We start from the raw sequence: 25,919 nt of genomic DNA, 5'->3' as shown, positions 1-25,919 counted from the left end.
TCCATGGGCCTCTTCGACCGCTTTCGCCGCCCATCGCCGGGCAGCGCTGGACCAGCGGCGGTGCGCGCCCGCCTCGAGGGCGCCATGGCGAAGCGCCGCCTGCGCGGCTGGAACCCGCCGCTCGAGAACATCAACGCGCTGGTCGCCTCCGGCGGCCCGCGGCTGCTGGCGCGTTCGCGCGAACTGGTGGTCACCAACGGTTACGCGGCGAATGCCTGCGAGGCGTTTGCGTCAAACCTCGTCGGAGACGGCATCAAGCCATCCTCGCTGATCGAGGATGCGGCGGTTCGCGACTACGTTCAGCGGCTCTGGCTCGCCTGGACCGACGAGGCCGATGCCGACGGGCTGACCGACTTCTACGGCCTGCAGGCCATGGTGGCGCGCGAGATGTTCGTGGCGGGCGAATGCTTCGTCCGCCTGCGCCCGCGCCGGGCCGAGGACGGGCTCATGGTCCCGCTGCAACTGCAGCTGCTGCAGTCGGAGATGCTGCCCTTCGAGAAGACGGAGGTGCTGCCATCGGGCAGCCGTATCCGCTGCGGGATCGAGTTCGACAGCATCGGCCGCCGCGTGGCCTATCACTTCCGCCGCCGTCACCCGGGCGACAGCACCGATCAGGGCGGCCGGGTCATCGGCGACGTGATCCCGGAGACGGTGCGCGTACCCGCCGCGGATGTGCTGCACATCTATCGGCCCATCGACGCCGGCCAGATCCGGGGGCTGCCGCATGTCGCACCGGCGATGGTGCGGCTGTTCCTGCTCGACCAGTATGACGACGCCGAGCTGGACCGGAAGAAGACCGCGGCGATGTTCGCGGGCTTCATCACCAAGACCGCCCCGGAAGAGCCGATGCTGGGCGAGGTCGAAGCGGACCTCAATGGCGCGGCCATCGCCAGCCTCGAGCCCGGGACGATGCAGGTGCTGCTGCCAGGCGAGGACGTGAAGTTCTCCGCGCCCGCCGACGTGGGCGGCGGCTACGAGGCGTTCCAGTACCGGACGCTGCTCGCGGTCTCCGCCTCGCTGGGGCTGCCGTATCACCTGGTCACCGGGGATGTCCGGCAGGCGAACTATTCGAGCCTCAGGGCGGAGCTGGTCGAGTTCCGGCGCCGCATCGGCCAGCTGCAGCATGGCGTGATCGTGCACCAGCTCTGCCGGGCGGTCTGGCGGCGATGGCTGGAGGCGGCCGCGCTCTCCGGCGCGCTCGGTCTCGACGATCCCGCGGCGGCGCGGCCGGTGCAGTGGATCCCGCCGCGCTGGGACTGGGTCGATCCGCTGAAGGACATCCAGGCACAGGTGCTGGCGATGGGGGCGGGCATCACCTCGCGCCGCAAGGTGGTCGAGGCCACCGGCTACGACATCGAGGAAGTGGACCGCGAGAACGCGGCCGATGCGGCACGCGCCGCGGCGCTCGGTCTCAGCTACCGCACCGGCTCCGGCGAGACGCAGGGGGCACGGGCGACGCCCGCGACGCAGCCGGATCCCGGTGATGGGGCTCGCGAGCATGAGCACGGCGACGCCGCTGCGACCGAGTCCGCCACCGAACAGGAGTGAGAGCATGGCAAGCTGGTATGCGATCCGCGCCCGGGCCACCGGCGCGGAAGTGGCGATCTATGACGAGATCGGGGCCTGCGGGGTCTCGGCCAAGGGGTTCCTTGCGGAACTCGGCGCGCTGCCCGAGGGCACGCCCATCGATCTGCGGCTCAACAGCCCCGGCGGCTCGGTCTTCGACGCCGTGGCGATCCACAACGCGCTGAAGCGGCATGCGGGCACGGTCACCGTCTGGATCGACGGCGTCGCCGCCTCGGCGGCCTCCTATGTCGCCATGGCGGGCGACGAGATCGTCATGCCGGAAAACGCCTTCCTGATGATCCACGATCCCGCGGGGCTCGTGATGGGCACCGCCGCCGACATGCGGGCCATGGCCGAGGCGCTGGACAAGGTGGGTGGCAGCCTTGCTGCCGGCTATGCCGCCAAATCCGGCCAGTCGATCGACGAGATCGCGACGCTGATGGCCGCCGAGACCTGGCTGGATGCGCGCGAGGCGCTGGCGCTCGGCTTTGCCGACCGGCTTGCCGAACCGGTGCGGATCGCTGCGCGCTTCGATGTCGCGCGCTTCCGCAACGCGCCGCCGGCGCTGGCCGAAGCGGTCGCGGCTGCAACCGACAGCGGCGACGACAACGATGGTGACGACAACGACGGCGCCGGCACCGGCACCGATGCCGCCGAGACCACCGGCGCTGCCGCGGAGAGCGATGAGGCCTCTGGCGCCGGGGAAGAAGAAATCGGCGACACCGACGCCGAGCAGCCGCCGGTCGGGACGCCACCACCCGGCGGCGCACCGCCCGATCCCGCGGCGATCCGCGCCGAGGCCATCTCGCACGCCCGCGCCGTCGTCGACCTCTGCCGCCTTGCCGGACAGCCGCGGATGGCCGGCCGCTTCCTCGATGAGGACGCCGGCCTCGACCACGTCCGCGCGGCGCTCCTGGCCGCGAAAGCCGAGGCTGAGCCCGAGATCGCCGGCCATCACGCGCAACCGGGCCGCCCATCGGGCACCCGCCCCTGGAGCGAGATCGTCGCCCGCACCTTCAGGCTGAAAGGATGACTCATGACCACGCTCACCGAAACCCCGCACGCGGGCGGCTTCCTCGTCTGGGAGGCGTTCCGCGACTACACCCGCGAGACCATCACCATTGCAACCGGCACGCTCGATCCCGGCACCGTGCTGGGCAGGATCACCGCCTCCGGCAAATACGCCGCCCACGATCCCGCGGCCGTCGACGGCACCGAGACCGCCGTCGCGGTGCTCTGGGGCAAGGCGGATGCGAGCGCGGGCGATGCGCCTGCCGTCGCCGTGGTCCGCGGCCCCGCGATCGTCAACCGCCATGACCTCGTCTTCGCGGGCACCCTCAGCGCAGCCGAGATCGCGGCCGCCCATGTGGCGCTCCTCGCCGCGGGCATCCTCGTCCGCTGATCTCCGCCAGCGGTCCCACAAAATCCATGCACCGGAGGCATTCCCATGGCCACCATGGACATCTTCGAAGGCGATGCCTTCACCATCATCGAACTCACCCGCGCGCTGGAAAACATCCCCTTCCGGCCCGCGATCCTGTCGGGCGCTGGCCTGTTCTCGCCGCGTGGGGTGCGGTCCCGCACCGTCGTGATCGAGAGCCGCGACGGCACCCTCTCGCTGATCCCGTTCTCCGAACGCGGCTCGGCGTATGAACAGCAGGTACCCGAGCGGCGCGAGATGCGCGCTTTCGTCTGCCGCCAGTTCAAGAAGCAGGATGTGCTCTGGGCTTCCGAGATCCAGTCCGTCCGCGACTTCGGCTCGGAGAGCGCCACCCAGCAGGTCCAGACCGAGGTGGCGTACAGGCTGCGCAAGCTCCGCCAGGACGCGGAGACGACCTTCGAGTATCACCTCCTGAACGGCATCCAGGGGCTGGTGAAGGACCCGAAGGACCACGCGACGGTGGTGAACTACTTCACCGAGTTCGGCATCTCTCCGGCGGCCGAGATCGACTTTGACCTCGACAACGCAAGCCCGGCCTCGGGGGCGCTGCGCAAGCGCTGCCAGGCGCTGATCGAGAGCGTGGAAGAGTCGATGGGCGGGCTCTCCGCCGGTGCGGTGCAGGTCCGGGCCGAATGCGGCTCGGCCTTCTTCGCCGATCTCGTGGCCCACAAGGAGGTGCGCGAGACCTATCTCAACACCGCCGCGGCGGCCGACCTGCGGGGCCGGGTCGCCGACGAGGTCAGCTTCGGCGGCATCACCTTCCGCCGCTACAGGGGCGGCGTCGGCTTCGGCGTGCCGACCGACAAGGCGTACTTCTATCCGGAAGGCATCGAGGGGCTGTTCGAGATCTATTACGCGCCCGCCGACACCTTCGAGACGGTCAACACCCTCGGCCAGCCGCTCTACGCACGTACCATCCCCGATCGTGATCGCGACGAGTGGGTGCGGCTGGAGATCGAGAGCAATCCGCTGCCGATCTGCACCCGCCCGCAGGTGCTGCGCAGCGCGCGGCGGACCTGATGTCCGCCTTCGCGGTCGCCCTCAGTGCCCTCTTCGCCGATCCGAACATCGGAAGGGATGCCGTCTACATCGCTGACGGCGGCGCGCCCGTACTGGTGCGCGTCGTCGCCCGGCGTGCTGACGCCGTCACCGAGTTCGGCGATGCCCGGCTCTGGTCCGAGACGACCCGCATCGATCTGCTGGTCGCAGAGGTGGCGAACCCGCGCCCGGGCGACAGGCTCGAGATCGACGGCGACGCCTTCCTGGTCCAGGGCGAGCCCGTCCGCGACCGCGAGCGGCTAGCCTGGACTGTGTATCTGATACCTGCATGAAGCTGAATCTCGACATCGATCCCGACATCGTCGCGATGATGCAGGCGGAGATCACGGCCGGGGAGCGCGCTGTCACGGCCGCCATGCGCGAGGCCGGGACCGGGCTGAAGACCGCGTGGCGGTTGCAGATCACCGGCGCGGGCCTTGGCACCCGGCTCGCCAACTCGATCCGGAGCCAGACCTTCCCGAGGTCGGGCGAGAGCCTCGACGCCGCGGCGCTGGTCTGGTCCAAGGCGCCGGTGATCGTCGGTGCCCATGACACCGGTCCGCTGATCCGCTCGAAGAACGGGTTCTGGCTGGCGATCCCGCTGCCTGCCGCAGGCAAGTCCCTACGCGGCGGCCGGATCACGCCCGGCGAATGGGAGCGCCGCCGTGGCCTGCGCCTGCGCTTCGTCTATCGTCGCACCGGACCGAGCCTGCTGGTGGCGGAGGGCCGGTTGAACACGAAGGGCCAAGCGGTGGTGTCGCGCTCGAAGACCGGGCGCGGAAAGGTCACCGCGCCGATCTTCCTGCTGGTACCGCAGGTCAAGTTGCCGAAGCGGCTTGATCTGGCGAGGGATGCCGAGCGGGCGCACGACGCGGTACCGGGACTGATCGTGGCGAATTGGGTGGAGGCGAAACTATAGTCGGACGCGCCGGAAAAAGGATCTGGAGCCCTGACAGGCCCCGTCTATCTCGGCGGCCGAGAGATCGTATTCTGGTCCTGATGCCGCCTGCACGATCCGGCGCCCGAAGCCCGGTGACCGGCGTGGCCTCACGTGGCCACCCGCAAATCGGCCCGCGCGTCGCGGATGATCGACCACGAGGATTGCAGAAACAGCCCGGCGATCACTGCCGCTACAACGAGGTCGGGCCATGCCGTGTTAGTCCAGGCGACCAGACCCGCTGCCACGACGACCGCTGCATTGCCGATGGCGTCGTTGCGCGAGAACAGCCAGACGGCCCGAACGTTGGCATCTCCGGCCCGGTGGGGCAGCAACGGCAGAACGGCAACCACGTTGACCACGAGCGCGATCACGGCGAACAGGCCCATCAGTTCAGCTTCAGGCTGCTGCTGAACCAGTACGCGGTAGGCCGTGTTGGCGAGGACCCCGAGACCGAGCGCCCCGAGAAACAAGCCTTGGATCAGAGCGGAACGGGCTCGCCAGACCAGGCTCCAGCCGATCGCCAGAACCCCAAGGAAGGTGATCAGGCCATCGCCGAGGAAATCGAGCGCATCGGCTTTCAGGGCCTGCGATCCGGAAATGAAGCCGCCAACCATCTCGATGAGGCCGTAGCCCACGTTCAGCACGATCACGATCCACAGCGCACGCCGGTAGGCCGGGGTGATATGGCTCAAGTCCTTCGGAAGATCGTCGATGTCTCCCTCGTGATCAGCTTCGGGTCCGCCCAGCCGATCCAGTCGGTAGCCGATGCCCGACACCGCACGCTCCACTTCGGGCAGCTGCAAACTCAGGTCGGATACATGCACCGTCATGATCTGCGTGGCAGTCGAGACCTTCACGTCCTCGACCCCGGCCGACCGCACCGCCTTCTCGATCTTCGCGGCGCATGACGGGCAGTCCATGCCGGTGACTCTGTAGCGCGCGTGCTCAGCGTTGCTCATTGTGGCCGTTTCGCTCATTACGATCTTCCGTGGACAGACGAGGCTATATATCATTGCAGACTGATATGTCGAGCGAGACCGGAATCCTTCAGCAGGCTGATGCTCAAGTCGTCGAGTTGCGGGCGAAGCTTTTCCGCGGCTTGGCTGACTTCTCGCGCATGTCGATTTTGGCCGCTCTGCGTGACGGCCCGCTTTCGGTTGGGGAGATCGTTGGCGCCACCGGCCTGTCGCAGTCGAACGCCTCAAACCACCTGCGGTGCCTGAGCGAATGCGGGCTGGTTGTCGGAGAACCGGACGGTCGGTTCGTCCGGTATCGGTTGAGCGATCCGCGCTTGGACGAACTGATGAGGCTGGCCGACGACCTCCTGGCCGGGACCGCTCGGGGCGTTGACTCGTGCGAGAATTTCAAAGGAACGGGCACGGTCTGATCGACGGCGGACGTCCGCCGTCGTTGGCCTACGATCAAGACCGGGCGACGACGCCCGGTGCTGTGCCATTCGGATTTTCTTCGGTGACATCATGCCCAGTACACGCGAGGCCACGCTGGCGGCGCTGCACGCACGTCTTTTGACGGTGCCTGCCACAACCCTGCGCGGCGAGGTTCTGTCCGAGCGCGTGCCCGCCGCCGGGCTCCTGATCCTGCGGGACGGCGAACCGGGCGAGCCGGAGGTGACGCTCTCGCCTCTGCGCTACCACTACCAGCACCGCGCCGAGATCGAAGCGGTCGTGCAGGGCGCCGATCGGGACGCCGACTTCGACAGGCTGACCGCCAGCATTGGCGCGGCGCTCGCCGCCGACCGCACGCTTGGCGGGCTCTGCGACTGGGTCGAGGCGGAAGCCCCGCGCCCCGTAGACCTGCCGGTCGAGGGCGCGGCCAGCCTGAAGGCCGCCGTGATCCCGGTGGTGCTGCACTATTCCACGGCCGACCAGTTGGCCTGACCCCGACAACCCGAGGAGACCACCATGGCACGAGCCCAGGGGGCGCGGGCGCTGATGGCGCTTGCGTTCGAGACGACCTATGGAACGCCGCCCGTGGGCGGCTTCACCCGCATGCCCTTCGCCAGCACCTCGCTCGGCGCAGAGCAACCGCTGCTGAACTCGGAACTGCTGGGCTACGGTCGCGATCCGTTGGCGCCGATCAAGGACGCGGTGACGGCCGACGGCGATGTCGTCGTGCCGCTCGACGCCGAGGCGTTCGGCTTCTGGCTGAAGGCGGCCTTCGGCGCACCGACGACCACGGGTGCGGAAGCACCATACAGCCACGAGTTCCAGTCGGGGTCCTGGACGCTGCCCTCGATGTCGATCGAGACCGGCATGCCCGAGGTGCCGCGATACGCGATGTATTCGGGTTGCGTGCTCGACCAGATCACCTGGCAGATGCAGCGCTCGGGGCTCCTGACCGCCACGGCGCGGCTGGTGGCGCAGGGGGAGACGGTCGGCACGACGACCAGCGCCGGAACGCCCACCGCGCTGGAGCTGAAGCGGTTCGGCCATTTCAACGGGTCGATCACCCGCAACGGCTCGGCCCTCGGCAACGTGGTCTCGGCCGAAATCACCTATGCCAACAACCTCGATCGGATCGAGACGATCCGCTCGGACGGGCGCATCGACGGCGCGGACCCCTCCATCGCGGCGCTCACCGGCCGGATCGAGGTCCGCTTTGCCGACCAGACGCTGGTGACGCAGGCCATCAACGGCGAGGCCTGCGAGATGGAATTCTCCTACGTCCTGCCCTCGAGCGAGAGCTTCACCTTCACCGTGCACGCCGTCTACCTGCCGCGCCCGCGCATCGAGATTTCCGGACCGCAGGGCGTGCAGGCGACCTTCGACTGGCAGGCCGCCCGCGACGGCGTCGTCGGCCGGATGTGCACTGCAACCCTCGTGAACGACGTGGAGACGTATTGATGCTGACGCTCGACCTGACGAACGCGCCCCGCTGGCATGACCTCGCGCCCGGCGTCCGGGTGCAGCTGCGCCCGCTGACCACCGCACTGATGGTGGCGACACGCAGCGATCCGGCCGTCGAAGCGGTGCCCGAGGAGGCCTCGGACGAGGAACGCGCCGTCGCCTTCGCCAAGGCGCTGGCGCGGCGGGCGGTGCTCGCCTGGGAGGGCATCGGCGATGCGGAGGACAATCCCATCGATCCGAGCTCGGAGGCCATCGACGCACTGCTCGATATCTGGCCGATCTTCGAGGCCTTCCAGCTGACCTACGTCTCCAAGGGCCTGCTGCTGGAACAGGAAAAAAACGGCTCCGCGCTCTCGCCGAATGGTCCTTCGGCGGGGGCGAGCGCTACTGCGAAGCCTGCGCGCAAGCCTGCCCGGACTGCCCGGCGCGACTGAACCGTCCGGAAACGCCGGAGGGTTGGCAGGTCTGGGACCTGGTCGGCCGTCTCGGTGGCCAGCTGCGCGTGCTTCCCGGCGCCGTGATCGGCTGGGATATGTCGGCGGCGCTGGCGCTCGGTGAAGCCCTAAGCGTGCCGCCCGTCGTCATGGCCGAACTGCTGCCCGTCATCGAAGCGGTGATGGTCGCCAAGCTCAACGAACAGATGGATCACTCCCATGGCTGAGAAGAGGGTCAGCGTCCGCCTCGCGGCCGTGGGCGGGCGGCAGGTACGCGCCGAGCTCGAGGGTGTCGGCGAGGCCGGGTCGCGAGGCTTCGGACGGCTCAGCCGCGAGATGGAGGCGGCGAACGCCCGGCTCGCGGCTTTCTCGCGCCGGGTCCGGGTGGCGGCCGCAGCTGCCGTGGCCGCCGCAACCGCCGCTGGCGTGGCGATGATCCGCTCCGGCCTCCAGACGGTCGATGCGCAGGCCAAGCTGGCGCAGTCGCTGGGCACCACCGTCGCCTCGATCCAGACGCTGGAGCGCGCGGGCGAACTGGCGGGCGTGTCGATGTCCGGCATCGAGCAGGCCACGAAGGATCTGACGCGTCGCCTCAGCCAGGCGGCCGCCGGGACCGGCCCTGCCGCCGATGCGCTGGATCGCCTCGGGCTTTCTGCGTCAGACCTGTTCGCCCTGCCGCTGGACCAGCGCGTCGGCGCGATCAACGCCGCCATCGAGAGCTTCGTGCCCGCCGCCGAGCGCGCGGCGGTCGCGGGGCAGCTCTTCGGCGAGGAAGGCTCCATCGCCATGAGCCGGATCGACACGGCGACGCTGCGCCAGGCGACGGAGGACGTCCTCGCCTTCGGGGTCGTCGTCTCCGAGCAGGACGCCGACCAGATCGAGCGGACGAACGATGCCATCTCAAGGCTCGGGCTGATCTGGCGCGGGTTGTCGAACCAGCTGGCCGTGGCTGCGGCGCCTGCGCTGGAAGCGGTCGCGGATGCCATGGCGGCGGTCGCCAGCCGCACTGGCCCGCTTGGCATCGCGATCCGCGGCCTTTTCGACAACATCGGCCGCCTGACCACCTATGCCGCCACCTTCACGGCGTTCCTCGCCGGCCGCTGGGTCGCCGGCATGGCCGCCGCCGCGCTCTCGGTCCGCGGCCTCGCCACGGCGCTGGTCGTCCTGCGCGGCGCGCTGATCCGCACGGGTATCGGCGCGCTGATCGTCGGCGCGGGCGAGCTCGTCTACCAGTTCACCCGTCTCGTCTCCGGCGCGGGTGGCTTCGGCGAGGCGATGTCGCTGCTGAAGGACTTGGCGGTCGAGGTCTGGGAGCGGATCAGGATGGGCGCCGCTGCGGCGGGTGCGGCCGCCACGGCGATGTTCTTCGACCTGAAGGCCGATGCGGCGTCGGGCATGCAGAGCGCCATCGAGAGCGTCGTCGGTTTCGGGAATGCGGCGGCGAACACGTTCGAGGGGGCCTACGAGGCGATCAAGGCGATCTGGGGTCTGCTGCCCGCCGCCATCGGCGATCTGGCGTTCCAGGCGGCCAACAGTCTCGTGGACGGCGTCGAGGCGATGCTGAACGGCGTGGTCTCGCGCATCAACGGCTTCATCGGCGGCATCAACCAGGGTCTCGAAGCGCTCGGGTCGGAGCGGCGCATCTCGCTGGTGCCGGACCTCGACCTCGGCGAGATCGAGAACCGCTTCGAAGGCGCCGCAACGGCCGCGACCACCGCGGCGCAGGCGGCGTTCGACCGGGCCTTCGAGGACAACCCGCTCACCGCGCCCGACCTCGGTCTGACCGAGGCGGCAAATCGGGCGCTCGAGTCCGCGAACCTCTATCGCGGCGCGGCCCGCGATTTGGCGGAAGGCGCCCGCGCGCCGCTCGAAAGCTGGCAGGCGCTCCGCGATGCCGTGCGCGGCACCGACGAGGCGAGTGCCGATGCGCTGACCGAGGCCACGGGTGCGGCGGAGCGGCTGGAGACGGCGCTCGGCGATGCCGGACGCGCCGCAACAGGTGCAGGCGCGGCGGCCGGAGCCGCCGCCGCTGCAGCGGAGCCCGCGACCAAGGCCGCCGTCACCGGGTGGCAGGCGGTCACGGCAGCGCTGTCCGACTACGCCAGCAAGGCCCGCGACATCGGTGGCGACATCGGCCAGAGCCTCGTGAGTGCCTTCCAGTCGGCGGAGAACGCGGTCGGCGAGTTCGTGAAGACCGGCAAGCTGAATTTCCGAGACCTCGTCACCTCTCTGCTGGCCGATCTCGCCCAGTTGGCGGCGCGGCGGTTCATCCTCGGGCCGATCGCAAACGCGCTATCCGGCGTGTTCTCCGGGGCGAGCGGCATTTTCGCGAACGTCCTGCATGCTGGCGGGATGGTCGGATCGGCCGGACCCTCGCGGATGATCCCGGCCATGGCCTTCGCCGCTGCGCCCCGGATGCATGGCGGCGGCATGGCCGGGCTTCGACACGACGAGGTGCCCGCGATCCTGCAGCGGGGCGAGCGCGTGCTGTCGCGGCGGGAGGTGCAGAGCTACGGCGCGGGCGGCGGGGTGAACGTCACCATCATGGCGCGCGACGCCGAGAGCTTCCGGCAGTCCCGCACGCAGGTTGCGGCCGACATCGCCCGCGCGGTCTCGCTCGGGCGGAGGGGGATGTGACCATGCTTTGCCTGATCATGAAGATAGGGCGTGACGGCGAGAGCTTCCGGCAGTCGCGGACGCAGGGTGAGGCCGAAGAGCGGAACGTCCAGTGGACGTTCCGCCGGCCGAACGCCGACATCGCCCGTGCGGTCTCGCTCGGGCGGAGGGGCATGTAATGGCGTTTCACGAGGTCAGGTTTCCCGACAACATCAGCCGCGGCGCGCGCGGCGGGCCAGAGCGGCGCACCCAGATCGTCGAGCTCGCCTCGGGCGACGAGGAGCGTAACGCCAGCTGGGCCAACAGCCGCCGTCGCTACGATGTCGCCTATGGCATCCGCCGCGCCGACGATCTGGCGGCCGTGATCGCCTTCTTCGAAGCAAGGAACGGGCGTCTCCATGGCTTCCGCTTCAAGGATTGGGGGGACCACAAGTCCTGCCTGCCGTCGCTAACGCCGGGTCCGGCCGACCAGGCGATCGGCACGGGCGACGGCGCGACGACCGCCTTCCAGCTCGTCAAGCGCTACGCCTCGGGCGCGCAGTCCTGGACGCGCGCCATCGCGAAGCCGGTGGCGGGCAGCGTGCGCATCGCGCTGTCGGGCGTCGAGCAGCCCTCCGGCTGGTCGGTCGACACCACCACCGGTGTCGTCACCTTCAGCGTCGCGCCGGGGTCCGGCGTCGCGATCACCGCGGGCTTCGAGTTCGACGTGCCCGTCCGTTTCGACACCGACGTGCTCGACGTGACGCTCGACCTCGAGCGGCTCGGCTCGATCACCTCCATTTCGCTGCTGGAACTGCGCCGATGAAGACCTTCGATCCCGCCCTGCAGGCTCATCTCGACGAGGGCACGACGACGCTTGCCTGGTGCTGGCGGATCATCCGCGCCGATGGCGTGACCTTCGGCTTTACCGACCACGACCGGACACTCGCCTTCGATGGGACGGACTTCGAGCCGGAGAGCGGCCTGACGGCCTCGGAGGTGCGCTCGGGCTCGGACCTGTCCGTCGATGCGCAGGACGCCGAGGGTGTGCTGACCACGGACCGCATCACCGAGATCGACATCCTCGACGGCCGCTGGGACAACGCCGAGGTCGAGGTCTGGCGGGTGAACTGGGCCGATACGAGCCAGCGCGTGCTGATGCGGCGCGGGGCCATCGGCCAGATCCGGCGCGGGCGGCTCGCCTTCGTCGCCGAGGTGCGCTCGCTGGCCCATGTGCTGGGCCAGACGGTCGGGCGGACCTTCCAGGCGACCTGCGATGCCGCGCTCGGCGACGCGCGCTGCGGCGTCGATCTGGAGGATCCCGCCTACAAGGGCACGGGCGTTGTCATCGATCTCCTGCGCGACCGGGCCTTCACCGCCTCGGGCCTCGGTGGGTTCGCCTCCGGCTGGTTCACCTTCGGCACGGTCGAATGGACCAGCGGCGCGAACGCGGGGCGGCGCACCGAGGTGCTGGGCCACGACGTCACGGATGGTATCGCTGTGCTGACCCTGCTCGAGGCGCCGGTGCGCGCGATCGCCGAGGGCGACCACTTCACCATCCGCGCTGGCTGCGACAAACGGATGGAGACCTGCGGCGCGAAGTTCGCCAACACCGCCAACTTCCGGGGGTTCCCGCACATCCCCGGTCAGGACGCCGTTCTCCGCTATGCCACCAAGGACGGCGGGCACGAGGGAGGCGTGCTGTGACGCAACCCCTCGCAGCGGTCGACCCGGCGCGCGTCATCGCCATCGCCCGCTCATGGCTCGGCACGCCGTACCACGACCAGGCCAGCCTGCGCGGTGTCGGCTGCGACTGTCTCGGGCTGGCGCGCGGGGTCTGGCGCGAGGTGGTGGGCGCCGAGCCATTCCCGATCCCGCCCTACAGCCGCGACTGGGGCGAGACCGGTCCGTGCGAGGTTCTGGCCGAGGGCGCACGCCGGATGATGATCGAGGTGTCGCCCGCCGAGGCAGGCCCCGGCGCGCTGGTCCTCTTCCGCATGAAGCCCCGCGCCATCGCCAAGCATGTCGGGATCCTGACCGGGCCCGACAGCTTCCTCCATGCCTACGAGCGGCTCGGCGTCATCGAGGAACCGCTCACGCGCCCTTGGCGGCGGCGCATCGCCTTCGCCTTTCTCTACCCGCAACGCTGAGTTTGATCCATGGCCACCCTCGTTCTCGGCGCGGCTGGCGCCGCCATTGGCGGCAGCATCGGCGGCGCGATCCTCGGCGTCAGCGCCGCCACCATCGGCGGCTTCATCGGCTCCAGCATCGGCTCGGTGGTCGACAGCTGGATCATCTCGTCGCTGGCGCCGACGCAGCGCCTCGAGGGCGCGCGGCTCGACACGCTGCGCATCACCTCGGCCACCGAAGGGGCGGTCATCCCCCGGCTCTATGGCCGCATGCGGCTGGGCGGCAACATCATCTGGGCGACGGATTTCCGCGAGGAGACGAAGACCACCACGCAGGGCGGCGGCAAGGGCGGCGGGGGCGGCAAGGTCAAGACCACCGAGTATCTGTACTACGCCTCCTTCGCCGTCGCGCTCTGCGAGGGGCCGATCACCGGCATCGGGCGCATCTGGGCCGACGGCAAGCCGATGGACCTCTCCGGCGTCACCTGGCGCTGGTATCCTGGCGACGAGGCGCAGACCGCCGATCCGTTCATCGCGGCCAGGATGGGCGCGGCGAGCACGCCCGCTTATCGCGGCACCGCCTATGTGGTCTTCGAGGAGCTCGCGCTCTCCACCTATGGCAACCGCCTGCCGCAGCTCTCCTTCGAGGTGTTCCGCCCGCTCGCGGATCCCGACACGGCCGAGGGGCTGACCCGTGCCGTCACCATGATCCCGGCCTCCGGCGAGTTCACCTATGCGACGCAGGCGATCCGCAAGACCGATGGCGGCGCGACGGTGCCCGAGAACCTGAACGCTCTGGCCGACTCCACGGATATGGTCGAAGCGCTGGACAGGCTGCAGGCGATGGCCCCGGCGGTCGAGAGCGTCAGCCTCGTCGTCGCCTGGTTCGGCGACGATCTGCGCGCGGGCTCCTGCAAGGTCCGGCCGGGCGTCGAGGTGTCGGCCAAATCCACCACGCCCGCCAGCTGGTCGGTGAACGGCGTCAGCCGCGCCAATGCCTTCCTCGTCAGCCGCGACGAGCAGGACCGCCCTGTCTATGGCGGCACGCCGTCCGACTTCTCCGTGGTGCAGGCGATCCAGGAGATGAAGGCGCGCGGGCTGCGGGTGACCTTCTACCCGTTCATCCTGATGGACGTGCCGCCCGGCAACACGCTGCCGAACCCGTATTCCGACAACGCCTCCGAGACCGGCCAGCCCGCCTTCCCCTGGCGCGGCCGGATCACCTGCTCGCCTGCAGCGGGGTTCGCCGGGACCGCGGACAAGACCGCCACGGCCGCAAGCCAGGTTGCGGCGCTGTTCGGCGCGGCCACGCCCGCGAGCTTCAGCGTCTCGGGTCAGTCGGTTTCGTGGACCGGCACGCCCGGCGACTGGGGCCTGCGGCGCATGGTGCTGCACTACGCCCATCTCTGCGCGGCGGCGGGCGGGGTCGATGCCTTCCTGATCGGCACCGAGATGCCGGGGCTGACCACGATCCGCTCGGGCGCTTCCACCTATCCCGCCGTGCAGGCGTATCGGGATCTGCTCGCGGATGTGCGCTCGATCCTCGGGTCCGGCACGAAGATCGGCTACGCTGCCGACTGGAGCGAGTATTTTGGCCATCAGCCGGGTGACGGCACCGGCGACGTGTTATTTCACCTCGATCCGCTCTGGGCCGATCCGGAGATCGATTTCGTCGGGATCGACAACTACATGCCGCTGTCGGACTGGCGCGACGGGTTCGAGCATGCCGACGCGGCCGAGGGTTGGCCCGCGATCTACGACCGGGCCTATCTGCAGGGGAACATCGCGGGCGGCGAAGGCTTCGACTGGTTCTATGCCAGCGCGGCGGACCGCTCCGCGCAGGTGCGGACCCCGATCTCCGACGGTGCGGCGGCCAAGCCGTGGGTGTTCCGCTACAAGGATCTGCGCGCCTGGTGGTCGAACCCGCATTACGACCGCCCGGGCGGGGTGGAGAGCGCTACGCCGACCGCGTGGGCGCCGCAGTCCAAGCCGATCTGGTTTACCGAGCTTGGCTGTCCCGCCATCGACCGTGGGACCAACCAGCCCAACGTCTTCTTCGACCCCAAGTCCTCGGAGAGCTTCACGCCGCATTTCTCGCGGGGCTGGCGCGACGATGCCATCCAGCGGGCCTATCTCGAGGCGACGTACCTCTGGTGGGGCGAGGCTGCGAACAACCCGCTGTCCTCGGTCTACGGCGGCCGGATGGTGCATGTGCCGGAATGCGCCGCCTGGACCTGGGACGCGCGGCCCTATCCGTTCTTCCCGGCGCTAACCGACGTCTGGACGGACGGGGCGAACTGGCGGCTCGGCCACTGGCTGACGGGCCGTCTCGGTGCCGTGTCGCTGGCGGCGCTGGTCCGGCACCTCTGCCTGCGCGCCGGGCTGCCCGAGGATCGCATCGACGTCTCCGGCCTCTGGGGCGCGGTCGAGGGCTACGCCATCACCGCGCTGGAAAGCCCGCGCGCTTCGATCACCACGCTGTCGCGGCATTTCGGCTTCGACGCGGTCGAGACTGAAGGCGTGATCCGGTTCGTCATGCGCGGCCGGGCCTCGGTCGCCACCCTCGCGCCCGACGATCTTGTGGCCCCTCGTGAGGGCGACGTGCTGGAACTGACCCGCGGCCAGGAGACGGAACTGCCACAGGCGCTGAAATGGCAGGTCGCCCGCGCCGACGAGGATTACGACGCGGCGCTCGTCGAGGCGCGGCGCATCACCGTCGACACGACGCGGATCGCCTCGGAAAGCTTCCCGATGGCGGTGCCGCCCGAGGAAGCCAAGCGGCGCTGCCGCCGCGCGCTGATGGAAGCATGGGTCGGGCGCGAGACGGCGGCATTCCGTCTGCCGCCCTCGCGGCTCGCGCTCGATCCGGCCGACGTGATCCGGCTTGCCCATGGCGGGCGGCTGGTCGATCTGCGGCTCGTCTCCATCGCCGACGCCGAGGCGCGCGGCATCGAGGCGGTCCGCCAGGACCGGGCCACCTACGACCTGCCGCCCGGCGATCCGCGCGCGGCATCGCTGACGCGCACCGTCGTCTTCGGTGCGCCGGATGCGGTGCTGATGGACCTGCCGCAGCTCACCGAGGACCAGCCCGCGCATCGACCGATGGTCGCAGCGCACGCGGTTCCATGGCCGGGCGAGATGGCGGTGTTCCGCAGCCCTTCGAGCGATGGCTTCGAGCTGCTCACCACCTTCGGCAGCCGCGCCCGGATCGGGGCACTGGTCTTGGATTTCTACGCGGGTCCCACCTCGCGCTTCGACCTCGGTAATGCGCTGGTGGTCGATCTGCTGACCGGCACGTTGGGAAGCGTCACCGACCTGACGCTCTTCGGCGGGGCGAACGCGCTCGCTATCGAGAGTGCGCCCGGCGTCTGGGAGATCGTGCAGGCGGGCGCGGCGGAGCTGCTCGCGCCCGGCCGGTATCGTCTGACCCGGCTCCTGCGCGGCCAGCGCGGCACCGAGGACGCCATGGGCAACCCGACGCCTGGGGGCGCACGGGTCGTGGTGCTGGACGATAGCCTCGCGGCGCTCCCTATCGCCGAGGCCGATCTCGGCATCCCGTGGAACTGGCGCATCGGCCCCGCAAGCCGCCCGGTCAGCGACGAGACCTATGTGGGGCAGACCTTCACGCCCACGGGCGTCGGGCTTCGGCCGTTCTCGGTCGCCCACGTCGAGCAGCCGTGGCGCAAGGCGCGCAGTCCCGGCGATCTGACGATCCGCTGGACCCGCCGGTCCCGGGCACTCGCGGCCGACAGCTGGGGCGGGTTGGAGGTGCCGCTGGTCGAGGAACTGGAAGCCTACGAGGTCGAGATCCTCGACGGCCCCATAGTGAAGCGGGTGCTGAGCACGGCCACGGCCAACGTGGTCTACAACGCTGCCGCCCAGACCGCCGACTGGGGCGCGCCGCTCGGCCTCGGCGACACGCTCGACATCCGCATCTACCAGCTCTCCGCCCTCGTGGGGCGGGGGGCGCCCAAGACCGTCACGCTGATACTTTGAAGGCCATACCATGTCCGATGCCACGACCCATCTGCTGCTGCCCTACATCCTGGCAGCGCAGGCCCAGAAGCATGTCACCCACAACGAGGCGCTGCGGATCCTCGACGGGCTCGTCCAGCTCTCGGTGCTCGATAGGGATCTAACCGTGCCGCCCGCCAGCCCCACCGATGGCGACCGCTACATCGTCGGCTCGGGCGCGACGGGCGACTGGGCGGGCTGGGACATGAACGTGGCGCTCTGGACGGACGGCGCCTGGCTGCGTCTGCCGCCACGGACCGGGTGGCGGGCTTGGGTCGAGGACGAAGGATTGCTGCTGGTCTACGACGAGTCCGGCTGGATCGGGACCACTCCGGCCACGCTGCAGAACCTCGCGCTGCTGGGGCTCGGCACGACGGCGGATGCGTCGAATCCGTTCTCCGCCAAGCTCAATGCGGCGCTCTGGACGGCGAAGACCGTGGCCGAGGGCGGCACCGGCGATCTGTTCTACACCATGAACAAGGAGGCCGCAGGCGACGATCTCGGCCTGACGCTGCAGACCGGCTTCGTGACCAAGGCGCTGGTGGGGCTCTTCGGCTCGGACCGCTTCCGCCTCGCGGTCTCCGCCGACGGCAGCACCTTCTTCGACGGGCTCAGCGTCGACAACGCGAACGGCATCGTCGATCAGCCTCGGCTGCCGCGCTTCAAGGCGTACACGAACTACGACAACTACGTGGGCGTCGGGACCTGGACGAAGATCGGCCTGAACAACACCGACTATAACGACCACGGGGCCTTCGATGCCGCGAACAACCGGTTCGTGGCCCCGGTCGACGGCACCTACCTCTTCGGCGCAACGCTCCTCTACAAGGTCAACGCCAGCACCACCGCGCGCATGCGCGGCCGGCTCGTGCTGAACGGCGCCACGGAAATCCGCGGCTCCCTCGGCGAAATCTCCGCCACCCACGTTTCGCTCGCCACCGCGATCTGGCTGCAGACCATGGTGTCGCTCACCGCGGGCGATACCGTCGAGTTGCAGGGGTATTTCCGGGTCGCGGACGGCTATTTCGCTGCCGATCACACGTCCTTCTGGGGTGCGAAGGTCGGCTGAGCAGCGTGAGGATGAACTCATGTCACTACCCAGATCCGATCAGGGCTTCGTCCGCATGCGCGATGCCGAGTTCGAGGCGATCCTGACCCGGGCCGCGGAGGAAGGCGCGAAGCGCGCGCTCGCCGATGTCGGCCTCGACGGCGAGGAGGCCGCCCTCGACATCCGCGATCTGCGCTCGCTGGTGGACTGCATCCGGCTGGTGCGGCGCACCGCGATGCAGACCGCCGTCCGCATGATCACCACCGGCGTCATGCTGGCGCTGCTGGCGGGCATCGCCATCAAGCTCAGGATCTTCGGCGGCAGCCCGTAGCTGCACAACACCCCGAACCATCAGCTCAGCCACACCCGCCCTCGAGGCGGGTTCTTCATTTCTGGAGGCCCCCCATGACCACGACCTTCCACCGCCACTGGCGCGACGTGCCGAAGAATGCCTGGCGCTGGCCGAACTTCTCGCCCGCCGAGATCGCCTGCCGCGGCACCGGCAAGCTGCTGATCAACGAACCCGCGCTCGACAGGCTGCAGGCGCTGCGCGACCGGCTGGAAAAACCGCTGATCGTGCGCTCGGCCTATCGCAGCCCCGAGCACAACCGCGCCGTTGGCGGTGCACAGCGGTCGAAACATCTCGGCGGCGCCGCCTTCGACATCGCCATGGCGAACCACGACCCGGTGGCCTTCGAGGCCGCGGCGCGGGCGGTCGGATTCCTCGGCTTTGGCTTCTACCCGCGCTCGGGCTTCATCCATGTCGATCTCGGCCCGGCACGGCAGTGGGGCGAGCGCTTCCCGGTCCGGCCGACTGCCTTCGCGGCCGAAGCCCCGCCCGCACGCGAAGTGCTGGCCGACAGCCGCACCATGAAGGGTGGCGGAGCGGCCGGTGTGGCGACGCTGGGCGCGGCGGGCGTCGAGGTGGCTCGAGACGTCCTGGCCGAAACCCAGTCCGCCATCCTGCCGCTTGTGTCCTATCTCGAAACGCTGCGCTGGGTGTTCATCGCCGTGGCACTCGTTGGGATCGCGGTCACGATCTATGCGCGTCTCGATGACTGGAAACGGGGGCGTCGATGATCGCCACGCTGCTGGGCGGCATTGCCGCCAGCCCACGGATGCGGGCGGCTTTGCGCTGCGGCGCCGTTGCACTCAGCGTGCTTCTGTTCCTGATCGCGCTCCGGCGTTCCGGCGAGCGCACGGGCCGCCTCGCCGAACGTCTCGAAACCACGGAGAAGACCAATGACGCGCAACGCCGGATGCTGGAGGCGGCATCTCGTCGTCCTCGCTCTCGCGACGAGCTTGCTGAGCGGCTGCACAACGGCCGGTTTTGAGAACGGCGGCCCCGGGTTGTGCCCACCGGCTGTGGAGTACAGCCGTGAGCTCCAGGCGCGGGCCGCCGAGGAACTGGCGTCGTTGCCGGAAGGCTCGACCATCGCGGAAATGCTGAGCGACTACGCAGTGATGAGAGAGCAGGCGCGGGCCTGCTCTCTTGAGACAAGCTAGCAAGAGAGCCTGAGCGCTTGCGGTCTGCAATCCGCACCAATATGGCGGCCGTCGGCATGCCGACTTTATCGCCGGAAGCAGCGGCCAGGTGGTGTCCTTACCGAACGAACAAGGACGACGCACCGCTTTCAGGCAGGTCCGGTACCGTGATCGACCGCATCGCGCCATTCCGCTGGACTGCCGGCAGGCTCCTCTGGCTTCTCGCCTTTCCTGATCCCGTTCCTTGTGGTCGTCAGGACCGAGTCTGTCCAGATACCGATCCCGAGTTCCACGATGAAGTAGAGACCGGTGAGCCAGCCGGAGATGACGAGCGCTTTGCGATCACCGCTCGCGGGCATGTGGCCCGTATGACCGCCGCCGTGAGAATCGACATGGGTTCAGTCTCCTGCTGACCGCGCACCATGCATCGCCGCGGTCGTTGAGGCCGCCGCAGCTTCACGCTCCGGCGGCCCGGGTCCTTACTGCTGACCCGCGTTCTCCTCGACCCAGGCGGTCATCTCCTCGATTTCCGCTGCTCATGGTGCTGCCGACATGGATTCAGACCGTTTCTGCCTCCAGTTTGCCGAAGTCACCGGCGACGAACAGCACGCGCCGATCGTGTTCCTGCAGGACTGGTTCGTCCAGCATGCCAAATGATGCTTCGGATACCAACCCTCATCGGCCTCACCGCCTCCGCGATCATCGCCACCTGGATCCTTGTCGGGTTGCGGGCGGATGCCGAGAATGCCGAGACGATGGCACTGGGCCGCACTATTTACGAGGCCCAGTGCGCCGCATGTCATGGTGCGCAGCTTGAGGGGCAGCCAGACTGGCAAATGCCTCTTCCCACCGGGCGCCTGCCGGCTCCCCCGCACGACGCCACCGGCCACACATGGCATCATTCGGACGAGATTCTGTTCCGGATCGTCAAGGAAGGCACCGCCGCCATTGTCGGAGGCGGATACGAGAGCGACATGTCCGGGTTTGCCGATGTCCTCAGCGACGCCGAGATCCGGGCCGTGCTCGCCTACATCAAGAGCACGTGGCCGGAACGCGAGCGGAGCTACCAGGAGAAGATCACGGCAAGGCACTGAGGGCGGCGTCCTCGGGCGTAGGCAACTTGCATTCGTATGCGCACGCGGTAACCGTCGATAAGGCCGGCAGCTGGTTGATGTCATCGACACGGGTTCGCCTTCTGCTGACCGCGCACCATGCATCGTCGCAGTTGTTGAGGCCGCCACAGCTTCAAGCTCCGGCGGCCCGAGTCCTTACTGCTGGCCCGCGTTCTCCTCGACCCAGGCGGTCATCTCCTCGATTTCCGCGTCCTGCAGCGTCCCTACATCAGCATCATGAGGATGAGGAAGAGAAGGAAACCGGCCGCTGCCATGGCGATCGTTCCGGTGCTCTCCTTGATTTCGTAGGCCTCGACCAGCAGTTCCGCTACTGCGGTAAACAGAAGCGCGGCGGCACCGAATCCGAGACCCATCACCAGCATAGGGGCAGAGACGCCTGCAAATACCAGCGCGCCCAGTACGGCACCGATGGGCATCATGATCGCGACAAAGGCACTGACACCGATCGAGCGGCCGATTGAACCGCCACCAGCGCGCGTCGATCCGGCGGTGGAGGCGGCGACGAAGAGCAACTCGATCGACAGTGCGACCGCAATTAAAAGGGCGCCGGCCCCGCCGGCTGATACGGCAACCCCGATGATGGCGCCGTCGATCAGGACAACGATCGCGAGGGCGGTGACCAGTCTGAAGTTGATGCTCGCATCGGCACCGGCATGGGCTGCATCGTGGACAGGAGCGTGGCTATGGCCCGAATGGTCATGGCTCGAGTGGTCGTGTCCGCGACCAGGTGAATGACTATGGCCGAAGCGGATGAGCAGCGCGCGTATCATCAGCATGAAGGCAGTGCCCACCACGAAGCCGATGATCAGCGACAGCCCGCCGCCTAATTCAATCGCCTCCGGGATCAAGTCGAGGGTGGCCGCGGCAATGATCAGACCGGCCGCGAAGTGTTGTACATAGCTTGTAAGTGTCGAGGTCTCGCTTCGGGTCGCGTAAGCTGCAATCACCGCTCCCACCAGGCCTGCAACCAGGCCGATAGTCCCAAGCGCAAGCGCCAGTCCGAACAGTTCCATTGTCCCGTCTCCTTGCCAGAGGTTTTGCGAAGTGGCTGCAATCTCGCCGAACATGATCTCGTCGCTGACCGAGCCCTCGGCCGTATTTACGCTGCTAGCCCCTCCCATGACATACGGGTTGCGTATCGCTTGGCCAGAGGTACGCTCGAATTAGTCAAAAGCGACCGATTTCTCATCGATCGGCACGTCAATCCTTATCCGACGCGGCATTGAACTCGGCCGAGAGTGTCTTCTCGGGTTCGGCTTAAGGCGATGCAATGGCACCGCTCGATAAGTCAGTACCGCATCATTGAAAGGCCCTGTCGTGGGGAAAGTCACCTGCCGTCAAGTAAGCTTCTTCTGCAGGAGTCGCTTCCCGGTCGAGAACCTTGTTGCGATGGGGGTGGCGTCCGAAGGCGGCGATGACCTTGCGTACATCGCCGGCCTGCTTCACCAGTGACCGGTAGATCGGTTGAAGCCGCGCAGGCGCCTCCGCGACGATTTCCTCACGAAGTCCTATGAGGAGGTCGATGCGTCCGAGGTGATCCGGTCCCTCGCAATGACCGAGCGGCAGGCCGTGAACGATCCTGAACCATGGCACGGGCAGCGCGGCGTAGTGGCCGTCCGCCAGCCCCTCCATCGAAAGTGCCAGTGCCGCCGGATCCTGCGCGAAGGCGCGTGGACTGCCGCGCCAAAGCGCGCGTGAGAACTGATCAAGCAGGATGATGACCGCGAGCCTGCCTTCAGGATCGGCGGCCCAATGATCGAGATTGCCGGCGGCGGCCTGGGCCGTGATGTCGGAGAAACGGGCGATGATCTCGCTGTCCGCACCGCCCTGCATCCGCCAGAACCAGTGGTCCTGATGCGCGGATGCGGCGATCTGCAGGGAACGCCCATCGGGAAACCAGAAATCGAGTACACCGCGCCATGGTCGTTCGCCGGTTCCCGCATTCATGTCGGCACCTCAATCAGAATCCGCCCCGCCTGCATCTTCTACCCTACCGAAAACCTGCCTCGGGAGAAACATGTTGCCCCCGCGCCTTGGCGCAGGGGCATCTGCCATGGGGCAAGCTATGTCCGCGCCGTGGCTGTCGCAGGCTGCTCCCGGCTTTCGCGACCGGCAGCAGCACGTCTGGCCTCCTTCGGCACGCGCAGCAGCCGCATGCCGTTGGCGATGACGATCAGCACCGAGAGCTGGTGCACCAGCATCCCCCCTGCCATGTGGATGTCGCCCGAGAACACGCCGGCCAGGAGCCCGGCCACCGTGACGAGGGCGATCACGAGGTTCTGGCGCATGTTGCCCAGCGTCGCGCGCGAGATCGCCATGGCATCGGGGATCTTGCCCAGATCGTCCTTGAGGAGCGCGATGTCGGCAGTCTCGATGGCGACGTCGCTGCCGGCCGCGCCCATGGCGATGCTGGTGTCGGCCGCTGCGAGCGCCGGGGCGTCGTTGATGCCGTCGCCCACCATGGCGACATGGGCGCCGCCGGCCCGCATCCCGCGGATCAGCTCCAGCTTGTCCTCGGGCATCAGCCCCGCGTGGACCTCGTCGATGCCGACCTCGCGGGCGATGGCCTCGGCCGCGCCGGGCTGGTCGCCGGTCAGCATGACCACGCGGCCGATGCCGATGTCGCGCAGCCGGGCGATGGCTTCCGCCGCCCCTTCGCGGGCCATGTCGGACATGCCCAGGAGGCCGACCAGCTTGCCGTCCGCCGCCACCAGGATCGGCGTCTGCCCGGCCCGGAGCAGCCGCTCCAGTCCGGCCTCGCCGTCCGTGCCCAGCGGAATGCCGAGCTTCTCCATCAGGCGGCGGTTGCCGGCGGCGACTTCACGCCCTTCGATGCGGGCGCTGATGCCCATCCCGGCGTGCTCGTCCAGCGTCTCCGGCGTCGGCAGCGGTCCTTGCTTGCGCCCCGCCTCGACGATGGGACGGCCCAGCGGGTGGTCCGAGCCGGCCTCGGCGGTCGCGGCAAGCCGCAGCAACTCGTCTTCCGCCGTGCCGTCTAGCGCGATCACGCTTGCCAGACGCGGCTTGCCCTCGGTCAGCGTCCCGGTCTTGTCGAGTGCGATCGTGTCGATCCGTCCCGCGTTTTCCAGGTGCTGCCCGCCCTTGATCAGGATACCGCTGCGCGCGGCGCGGCCGATCCCGGCCACGATGGACACCGGGGTCGAGATCACCAGTGCGCCGGGGCAGCCCACCACCAGCAGCGTCAGCGCCAGCCGGATGTCCTGCGTGAAGGCGAAGGCCGCAACCGCGAGCCCGATGATCGAGGGCGTATACCATTGGGCGAAGCGCTCGATCATGCGCTGGCTGGGGGCCTTTTCCTCCTGCGCCTCCTCGACGCGCTGGATGATGCGCGCCAGCGTCGTGTCGGCGCCGACATTGGTGGCGCGAATGCGTAGCAACCCGTTCTCGGCGATCGTCCCGGCATGGACGCGCGCGCCCGGCGCCTTCTCGGCCGGCATCGGCTCGCCGGTGATGGCGGCCTCGCTGACCGCGGCGGTGCCCTCGGTCACTTCGCCGTCCACGGGGATGCGCTGGCCGGCCTTGACCAGCACGGTTTCGCCCGGCTGGACCGTGTGGGCAGGGATCTCGACGGGTTCGCCGTCGCGCAGCACCGTCGCGGTGGCGGGCGCGGCGTCGAGCAGGTCCTTCAGCGCGCCGCGGGTCTGGCCCATGGTCCGCATCTCCAACCATGCGCCCAGCATGAACAGGAAGGTGACGGCGGCCGCCTCCCAGTATTCGCCGATCACCAGCGCACCCGCGACGGCGATCGTTACCAGCAGCTCGATGCTCAGATGCCTGACCTTCAGCGCGCGCCAAGCCCGCACGGCGATGTCCGAGCCGGCCAGCAGCGCCGCGATCACCATCAGCCCGGACCACAGCTCGATCATGCCAAAGCCGTAGCGCGCGATCAGCCCGGCGGCGATCAGCATGCCGCTGCCAGCGGTCAGCCAAAGTCGCCGCCGCGCCGGGTGCCCGAAGGCGGCCTTCATGTTTGCAGATAGTCGTTCCATCTCATTCATCCTTCTCATCCAGACAGCAGACCGCCGCGCCGGGTCGCGGCGCGGCGGGGGTCGGGATGCGGTCAGAAGGCCGAGGGGCGCGCCTCGTAGCCGGTGCCGCGGATCGCCTTGACCAGCGCCTCCACGTCCGACTGCGCCGGGTCGTGCTCGACCTCGATCCTGCCGGTGTTGAAGCGGACTTCGGCTTTTTCGACGCCGGGCAGACCACGCAGGGCCTTCTCGATCTTAGGCACGCAGGACGGGCAGGACAGCTCGTCACTGCGAAGAACGGTTTTCTGGGTCATGATCGTTTCCTTTCGTCCTCTGGCGGGGGTGGTCCCTGCCTTCAGCCAATGACCTATGACTTCCGTCCGAGGTTGCGATTGGGGAAACCCGAAAGCTGCGCTTGCAGGAACGCACAGCCGCTACCTTGGCCATTGCTTGAACCGCCAGCTATGTTGCACGCCACGGCGGAGCGATCCGCCAAATCCGAAAGGCGGCATTGCATGGATGCACGGATCGACGACTGGAACGACCTGCGGCTGTTTCTCGCGGTGGCGCGCGCAGGCACGCTTTCCGGGGCCGCGCGCGAGATCGGCGTGAACCATTCGACCGTCTTCCGCCGCATCGGCGCTTTCGAGGAGGCCCTTGGGGTGCGGCTCTTTGACAGGCTGCCGAACGGCTATGCGCTGACCGTGGCCGGCGAGGCGATGCAGGAGAGCGCGCTGCGGGTCGAGGAGGAAATCGCCGCTCTCGACCGGCGGATCACCGGCCAGGACCTGCGGCTGAGCGGGGTGGTGCGGATCACCACCGTGGACATGCTGGCGCAGGGCCTGCTGCCGCGGCACCTGCTGGCCTTCCGCCGCGCCTATCCGGGCATCGAGATCGAACTGACCGTGGGCAACGCCACGCTGCCGTGCGCCGTCGCGGACCTCGACCCCAACCTCACGCGGGTCGCGCCGCTGCCCGAGAGCTTCACGATCGACATGTGGCTGCTGACCCACGAGGACCTGCGCCGGACCGCGCGCATCCGGGTGTTCATGGACTTCATGGCCGAGGCGCTGGCGCGGGAGGCTCCCCTGCTCGAGGGCAGGCAAGAGAAGGCGGCAGACGCGGAAACCGGGACCGGCGTTTCTCTGTCATAGGATGGACTTCTTCTCTTTGCATTTCTGCAAGAGCCGTTTGCCCGAACGGCGAATGGATAAGTCCGGATGCACAGCGCAGATAGGCG

The 25,919-nt window shown here is 68.7% G+C and carries 28 protein-coding genes; 23 read left to right on the top strand and 5 right to left on the bottom strand.

What is annotated here, in order from left to right; all coding sequences use genetic code 11:
* Positions 1 to 3 precede the first annotated feature (3 nt).
* The 6 genes from JHW45_RS12435 to JHW45_RS12410 are packed head-to-tail and all read left to right on the top strand — an operon-like array spanning position 4 to position 4,964.
* Positions 4 to 1,548, top strand: coding sequence for a phage portal protein (locus tag JHW45_RS12435; protein WP_114077108.1), 1,545 nt, complete (start codon positions 4 to 6; stop codon positions 1,546 to 1,548).
* Entirely contained in the window at positions 1,499 to 2,599 is a 1,101-nt protein-coding gene (locus tag JHW45_RS12430) for a head maturation protease, ClpP-related (protein ID WP_272857925.1), read from the top strand. Before JHW45_RS12435 ends, JHW45_RS12430 begins: the two co-directional genes overlap by 50 nt.
* Before the next feature lie 3 nt (positions 2,600 to 2,602).
* Positions 2,603 to 2,968, top strand: a complete 366-nt coding sequence (locus tag JHW45_RS12425; protein WP_272857924.1) for a head decoration protein — start codon at positions 2,603 to 2,605, stop codon at positions 2,966 to 2,968.
* A gap of 45 nt (positions 2,969 to 3,013) precedes the next feature.
* Positions 3,014 to 4,027: a major capsid protein gene (locus tag JHW45_RS12420; RefSeq protein ID WP_272857923.1), complete on the top strand. Its 1,014-nt coding sequence runs from the start codon at positions 3,014 to 3,016 to the stop codon at positions 4,025 to 4,027.
* Positions 4,027 to 4,338 (top strand): head-tail joining protein, encoded by a 312-nt coding sequence (locus JHW45_RS12415; protein ID WP_036731877.1) that lies wholly within the window; start codon positions 4,027 to 4,029, stop codon positions 4,336 to 4,338. Before JHW45_RS12420 ends, JHW45_RS12415 begins: the two co-directional genes overlap by 1 nt.
* Positions 4,335 to 4,964 carry a DUF6441 family protein gene (locus JHW45_RS12410; protein WP_036731875.1) on the top strand — a complete coding sequence of 210 codons (630 nt, stop codon included), beginning with the start codon at positions 4,335 to 4,337 and terminating at the stop codon, positions 4,962 to 4,964. Before JHW45_RS12415 ends, JHW45_RS12410 begins: the two co-directional genes overlap by 4 nt.
* A 128-nt stretch (positions 4,965 to 5,092) precedes the next feature.
* On the opposite strand, the gene JHW45_RS12405 is transcribed toward JHW45_RS12410, so the two are convergent.
* Positions 5,093 to 5,962 (bottom strand): cation efflux transmembrane domain-containing protein, encoded by an 870-nt coding sequence (locus JHW45_RS12405; protein ID WP_013654509.1) that lies wholly within the window; start codon positions 5,960 to 5,962, stop codon positions 5,093 to 5,095.
* A gap of 47 nt (positions 5,963 to 6,009) precedes the next feature.
* On the opposite strand from JHW45_RS12405, the gene JHW45_RS12400 reads away from it, so the two are divergent.
* From JHW45_RS12400 to JHW45_RS12325, 16 genes are all read left to right on the top strand, one after another.
* A complete protein-coding gene (locus JHW45_RS12400) occupies positions 6,010 to 6,372 on the top strand; it encodes an ArsR/SmtB family transcription factor (RefSeq protein ID WP_013654510.1) in 363 nt (120 codons plus the stop codon).
* A gap of 91 nt (positions 6,373 to 6,463) precedes the next feature.
* Positions 6,464 to 6,883, top strand: a complete 420-nt coding sequence (locus JHW45_RS12395; RefSeq protein WP_119000849.1) for an acyl-CoA transferase — start codon at positions 6,464 to 6,466, stop codon at positions 6,881 to 6,883.
* A gap of 24 nt (positions 6,884 to 6,907) precedes the next feature.
* Positions 6,908 to 7,849 (top strand): phage tail tube protein, encoded by a 942-nt coding sequence (locus JHW45_RS12390; RefSeq protein WP_272857922.1) that lies wholly within the window; start codon positions 6,908 to 6,910, stop codon positions 7,847 to 7,849.
* A complete protein-coding gene (locus JHW45_RS12385; RefSeq protein WP_272857921.1) occupies positions 7,849 to 8,286 on the top strand; it encodes a hypothetical protein in 438 nt (145 codons plus the stop codon). The genes JHW45_RS12390 and JHW45_RS12385 overlap by 1 nt, the downstream gene beginning before the upstream one ends.
* Before the next feature lie 83 nt (positions 8,287 to 8,369).
* Positions 8,370 to 8,513 (top strand): DUF7697 family protein, encoded by a 144-nt coding sequence (locus tag JHW45_RS12380; protein ID WP_272857920.1) that lies wholly within the window; start codon positions 8,370 to 8,372, stop codon positions 8,511 to 8,513.
* Positions 8,506 to 10,923, top strand: coding sequence for a phage tail tape measure C-terminal domain-containing protein (locus tag JHW45_RS12375; RefSeq protein ID WP_272857919.1), 2,418 nt, complete (start codon positions 8,506 to 8,508; stop codon positions 10,921 to 10,923). The genes JHW45_RS12380 and JHW45_RS12375 overlap by 8 nt, the downstream gene beginning before the upstream one ends.
* Positions 10,924 to 11,080: 157 nt before the next feature.
* The gene (locus JHW45_RS12370) at positions 11,081 to 11,707 is read left to right on the top strand and encodes a DUF2460 domain-containing protein (protein WP_272857918.1); all 627 of its coding nucleotides are present in this window, start codon (positions 11,081 to 11,083) and stop codon (positions 11,705 to 11,707) included.
* Positions 11,704 to 12,588: a DUF2163 domain-containing protein gene (locus JHW45_RS12365; RefSeq protein ID WP_272857917.1), complete on the top strand. Its 885-nt coding sequence runs from the start codon at positions 11,704 to 11,706 to the stop codon at positions 12,586 to 12,588. Before JHW45_RS12370 ends, JHW45_RS12365 begins: the two co-directional genes overlap by 4 nt.
* Positions 12,585 to 13,031, top strand: a complete 447-nt coding sequence (locus JHW45_RS12360) for an NlpC/P60 family protein (RefSeq protein WP_272857916.1) — start codon at positions 12,585 to 12,587, stop codon at positions 13,029 to 13,031. Before JHW45_RS12365 ends, JHW45_RS12360 begins: the two co-directional genes overlap by 4 nt.
* A 9-nt stretch (positions 13,032 to 13,040) precedes the next feature.
* On the top strand, positions 13,041 to 17,006 hold the full coding sequence (locus JHW45_RS12355) for a baseplate multidomain protein megatron (protein WP_272857915.1): 3,966 nt from the start codon (positions 13,041 to 13,043) through the stop codon (positions 17,004 to 17,006).
* Between the two features lie 10 nt (positions 17,007 to 17,016).
* Entirely contained in the window at positions 17,017 to 18,093 is a 1,077-nt protein-coding gene (locus JHW45_RS12350; RefSeq protein ID WP_272857914.1) for a DUF2793 domain-containing protein, read from the top strand.
* A gap of 19 nt (positions 18,094 to 18,112) precedes the next feature.
* Positions 18,113 to 18,403, top strand: coding sequence for a DUF6127 family protein (locus JHW45_RS12345; RefSeq protein WP_272857913.1), 291 nt, complete (start codon positions 18,113 to 18,115; stop codon positions 18,401 to 18,403).
* A 74-nt stretch (positions 18,404 to 18,477) separates the two neighbouring features.
* On the top strand, positions 18,478 to 19,152 hold the full coding sequence (locus JHW45_RS12340; RefSeq protein ID WP_272857912.1) for a YcbK family protein: 675 nt from the start codon (positions 18,478 to 18,480) through the stop codon (positions 19,150 to 19,152).
* Positions 19,149 to 19,406, top strand: a complete 258-nt coding sequence (locus JHW45_RS12335; protein ID WP_272857911.1) for a hypothetical protein — start codon at positions 19,149 to 19,151, stop codon at positions 19,404 to 19,406. Before JHW45_RS12340 ends, JHW45_RS12335 begins: the two co-directional genes overlap by 4 nt.
* A 318-nt stretch (positions 19,407 to 19,724) precedes the next feature.
* Complete coding sequence (locus JHW45_RS17915; protein ID WP_336385788.1) at positions 19,725 to 19,970, top strand: hypothetical protein; 246 nt, start codon at positions 19,725 to 19,727, stop codon at positions 19,968 to 19,970.
* A 240-nt stretch (positions 19,971 to 20,210) separates the two neighbouring features.
* Entirely contained in the window at positions 20,211 to 20,651 is a 441-nt protein-coding gene (locus JHW45_RS12325; RefSeq protein ID WP_272857910.1) for a c-type cytochrome, read from the top strand.
* Between the two features lie 242 nt (positions 20,652 to 20,893).
* On the opposite strand, the gene JHW45_RS12320 is transcribed toward JHW45_RS12325, so the two are convergent.
* From JHW45_RS12320 to JHW45_RS12305, 4 genes are all read right to left on the bottom strand, one after another.
* Complete coding sequence (locus tag JHW45_RS12320; protein ID WP_272857909.1) at positions 20,894 to 21,703, bottom strand: ZIP family metal transporter; 810 nt, start codon at positions 21,701 to 21,703, stop codon at positions 20,894 to 20,896.
* A gap of 286 nt (positions 21,704 to 21,989) precedes the next feature.
* Entirely contained in the window at positions 21,990 to 22,637 is a 648-nt protein-coding gene (locus tag JHW45_RS12315; protein WP_272857908.1) for a DUF924 family protein, read from the bottom strand.
* Between the two features lie 116 nt (positions 22,638 to 22,753).
* Positions 22,754 to 24,709 carry a heavy metal translocating P-type ATPase gene (locus JHW45_RS12310; RefSeq protein WP_272857907.1) on the bottom strand — a complete coding sequence of 652 codons (1,956 nt, stop codon included), beginning with the start codon at positions 24,707 to 24,709 and terminating at the stop codon, positions 22,754 to 22,756.
* Positions 24,710 to 24,771: 62 nt separating this feature from the next.
* Entirely contained in the window at positions 24,772 to 24,993 is a 222-nt protein-coding gene (locus tag JHW45_RS12305) for a heavy-metal-associated domain-containing protein (protein ID WP_272857906.1), read from the bottom strand.
* A gap of 201 nt (positions 24,994 to 25,194) precedes the next feature.
* Here JHW45_RS12305 and JHW45_RS12300 point away from each other — a divergent pair, with 201 nt between their 5' ends.
* Positions 25,195 to 25,833 carry a LysR family transcriptional regulator gene (locus JHW45_RS12300; RefSeq protein ID WP_272857905.1) on the top strand — a complete coding sequence of 213 codons (639 nt, stop codon included), beginning with the start codon at positions 25,195 to 25,197 and terminating at the stop codon, positions 25,831 to 25,833.
* The last annotated feature ends 86 nt before the right edge of the window (positions 25,834 to 25,919 follow it).

Source organism: Paracoccus stylophorae (assembly GCF_028553765.1).
In the GTDB taxonomy this organism is placed as follows: Bacteria; Pseudomonadota; Alphaproteobacteria; order Rhodobacterales; family Rhodobacteraceae; genus Paracoccus; species Paracoccus stylophorae.
This window is presented reverse-complemented; position numbering and strand designations above follow the sequence as displayed.

Excerpts from the sequence above, each read along its gene's own strand:
- JHW45_RS12435 (WP_114077108.1), top strand. The coding sequence starts at position 4 with ATGGGCCTCTTCGACCGCTTTCGCCGCCCATCGCCGGGCAGCGCTGGA.
- JHW45_RS12430 (WP_272857925.1), top strand. The coding sequence starts at position 1,499 with ATGAGCACGGCGACGCCGCTGCGACCGAGTCCGCCACCGAACAGGAGT.
- JHW45_RS12425 (WP_272857924.1), top strand. The coding sequence starts at position 2,603 with ATGACCACGCTCACCGAAACCCCGCACGCGGGCGGCTTCCTCGTCTGG.
- JHW45_RS12420 (WP_272857923.1), top strand. The coding sequence starts at position 3,014 with ATGGCCACCATGGACATCTTCGAAGGCGATGCCTTCACCATCATCGAA.
- JHW45_RS12415 (WP_036731877.1), top strand. The coding sequence starts at position 4,027 with ATGTCCGCCTTCGCGGTCGCCCTCAGTGCCCTCTTCGCCGATCCGAAC.
- JHW45_RS12410 (WP_036731875.1), top strand. The coding sequence starts at position 4,335 with ATGAAGCTGAATCTCGACATCGATCCCGACATCGTCGCGATGATGCAG.
- JHW45_RS12405 (WP_013654509.1), bottom strand. The coding sequence starts at position 5,962 with ATGAGCGAAACGGCCACAATGAGCAACGCTGAGCACGCGCGCTACAGA.
- JHW45_RS12400 (WP_013654510.1), top strand. The coding sequence starts at position 6,010 with ATGTCGAGCGAGACCGGAATCCTTCAGCAGGCTGATGCTCAAGTCGTC.
- JHW45_RS12395 (WP_119000849.1), top strand. The coding sequence starts at position 6,464 with ATGCCCAGTACACGCGAGGCCACGCTGGCGGCGCTGCACGCACGTCTT.
- JHW45_RS12390 (WP_272857922.1), top strand. The coding sequence starts at position 6,908 with ATGGCACGAGCCCAGGGGGCGCGGGCGCTGATGGCGCTTGCGTTCGAG.
- JHW45_RS12385 (WP_272857921.1), top strand. The coding sequence starts at position 7,849 with ATGCTGACGCTCGACCTGACGAACGCGCCCCGCTGGCATGACCTCGCG.
- JHW45_RS12375 (WP_272857919.1), top strand. The coding sequence starts at position 8,506 with ATGGCTGAGAAGAGGGTCAGCGTCCGCCTCGCGGCCGTGGGCGGGCGG.
- JHW45_RS12370 (WP_272857918.1), top strand. The coding sequence starts at position 11,081 with ATGGCGTTTCACGAGGTCAGGTTTCCCGACAACATCAGCCGCGGCGCG.
- JHW45_RS12365 (WP_272857917.1), top strand. The coding sequence starts at position 11,704 with ATGAAGACCTTCGATCCCGCCCTGCAGGCTCATCTCGACGAGGGCACG.
- JHW45_RS12355 (WP_272857915.1), top strand. The coding sequence starts at position 13,041 with ATGGCCACCCTCGTTCTCGGCGCGGCTGGCGCCGCCATTGGCGGCAGC.
- JHW45_RS12350 (WP_272857914.1), top strand. The coding sequence starts at position 17,017 with ATGTCCGATGCCACGACCCATCTGCTGCTGCCCTACATCCTGGCAGCG.
- JHW45_RS12345 (WP_272857913.1), top strand. The coding sequence starts at position 18,113 with ATGTCACTACCCAGATCCGATCAGGGCTTCGTCCGCATGCGCGATGCC.
- JHW45_RS12340 (WP_272857912.1), top strand. The coding sequence starts at position 18,478 with ATGACCACGACCTTCCACCGCCACTGGCGCGACGTGCCGAAGAATGCC.
- JHW45_RS12335 (WP_272857911.1), top strand. The coding sequence starts at position 19,149 with ATGATCGCCACGCTGCTGGGCGGCATTGCCGCCAGCCCACGGATGCGG.
- JHW45_RS12325 (WP_272857910.1), top strand. The coding sequence starts at position 20,211 with ATGATGCTTCGGATACCAACCCTCATCGGCCTCACCGCCTCCGCGATC.
- JHW45_RS12320 (WP_272857909.1), bottom strand. The coding sequence starts at position 21,703 with ATGGAACTGTTCGGACTGGCGCTTGCGCTTGGGACTATCGGCCTGGTT.
- JHW45_RS12315 (WP_272857908.1), bottom strand. The coding sequence starts at position 22,637 with ATGAATGCGGGAACCGGCGAACGACCATGGCGCGGTGTACTCGATTTC.
- JHW45_RS12310 (WP_272857907.1), bottom strand. The coding sequence starts at position 24,709 with ATGAATGAGATGGAACGACTATCTGCAAACATGAAGGCCGCCTTCGGG.
- JHW45_RS12305 (WP_272857906.1), bottom strand. The coding sequence starts at position 24,993 with ATGACCCAGAAAACCGTTCTTCGCAGTGACGAGCTGTCCTGCCCGTCC.
- JHW45_RS12300 (WP_272857905.1), top strand. The coding sequence starts at position 25,195 with ATGGATGCACGGATCGACGACTGGAACGACCTGCGGCTGTTTCTCGCG.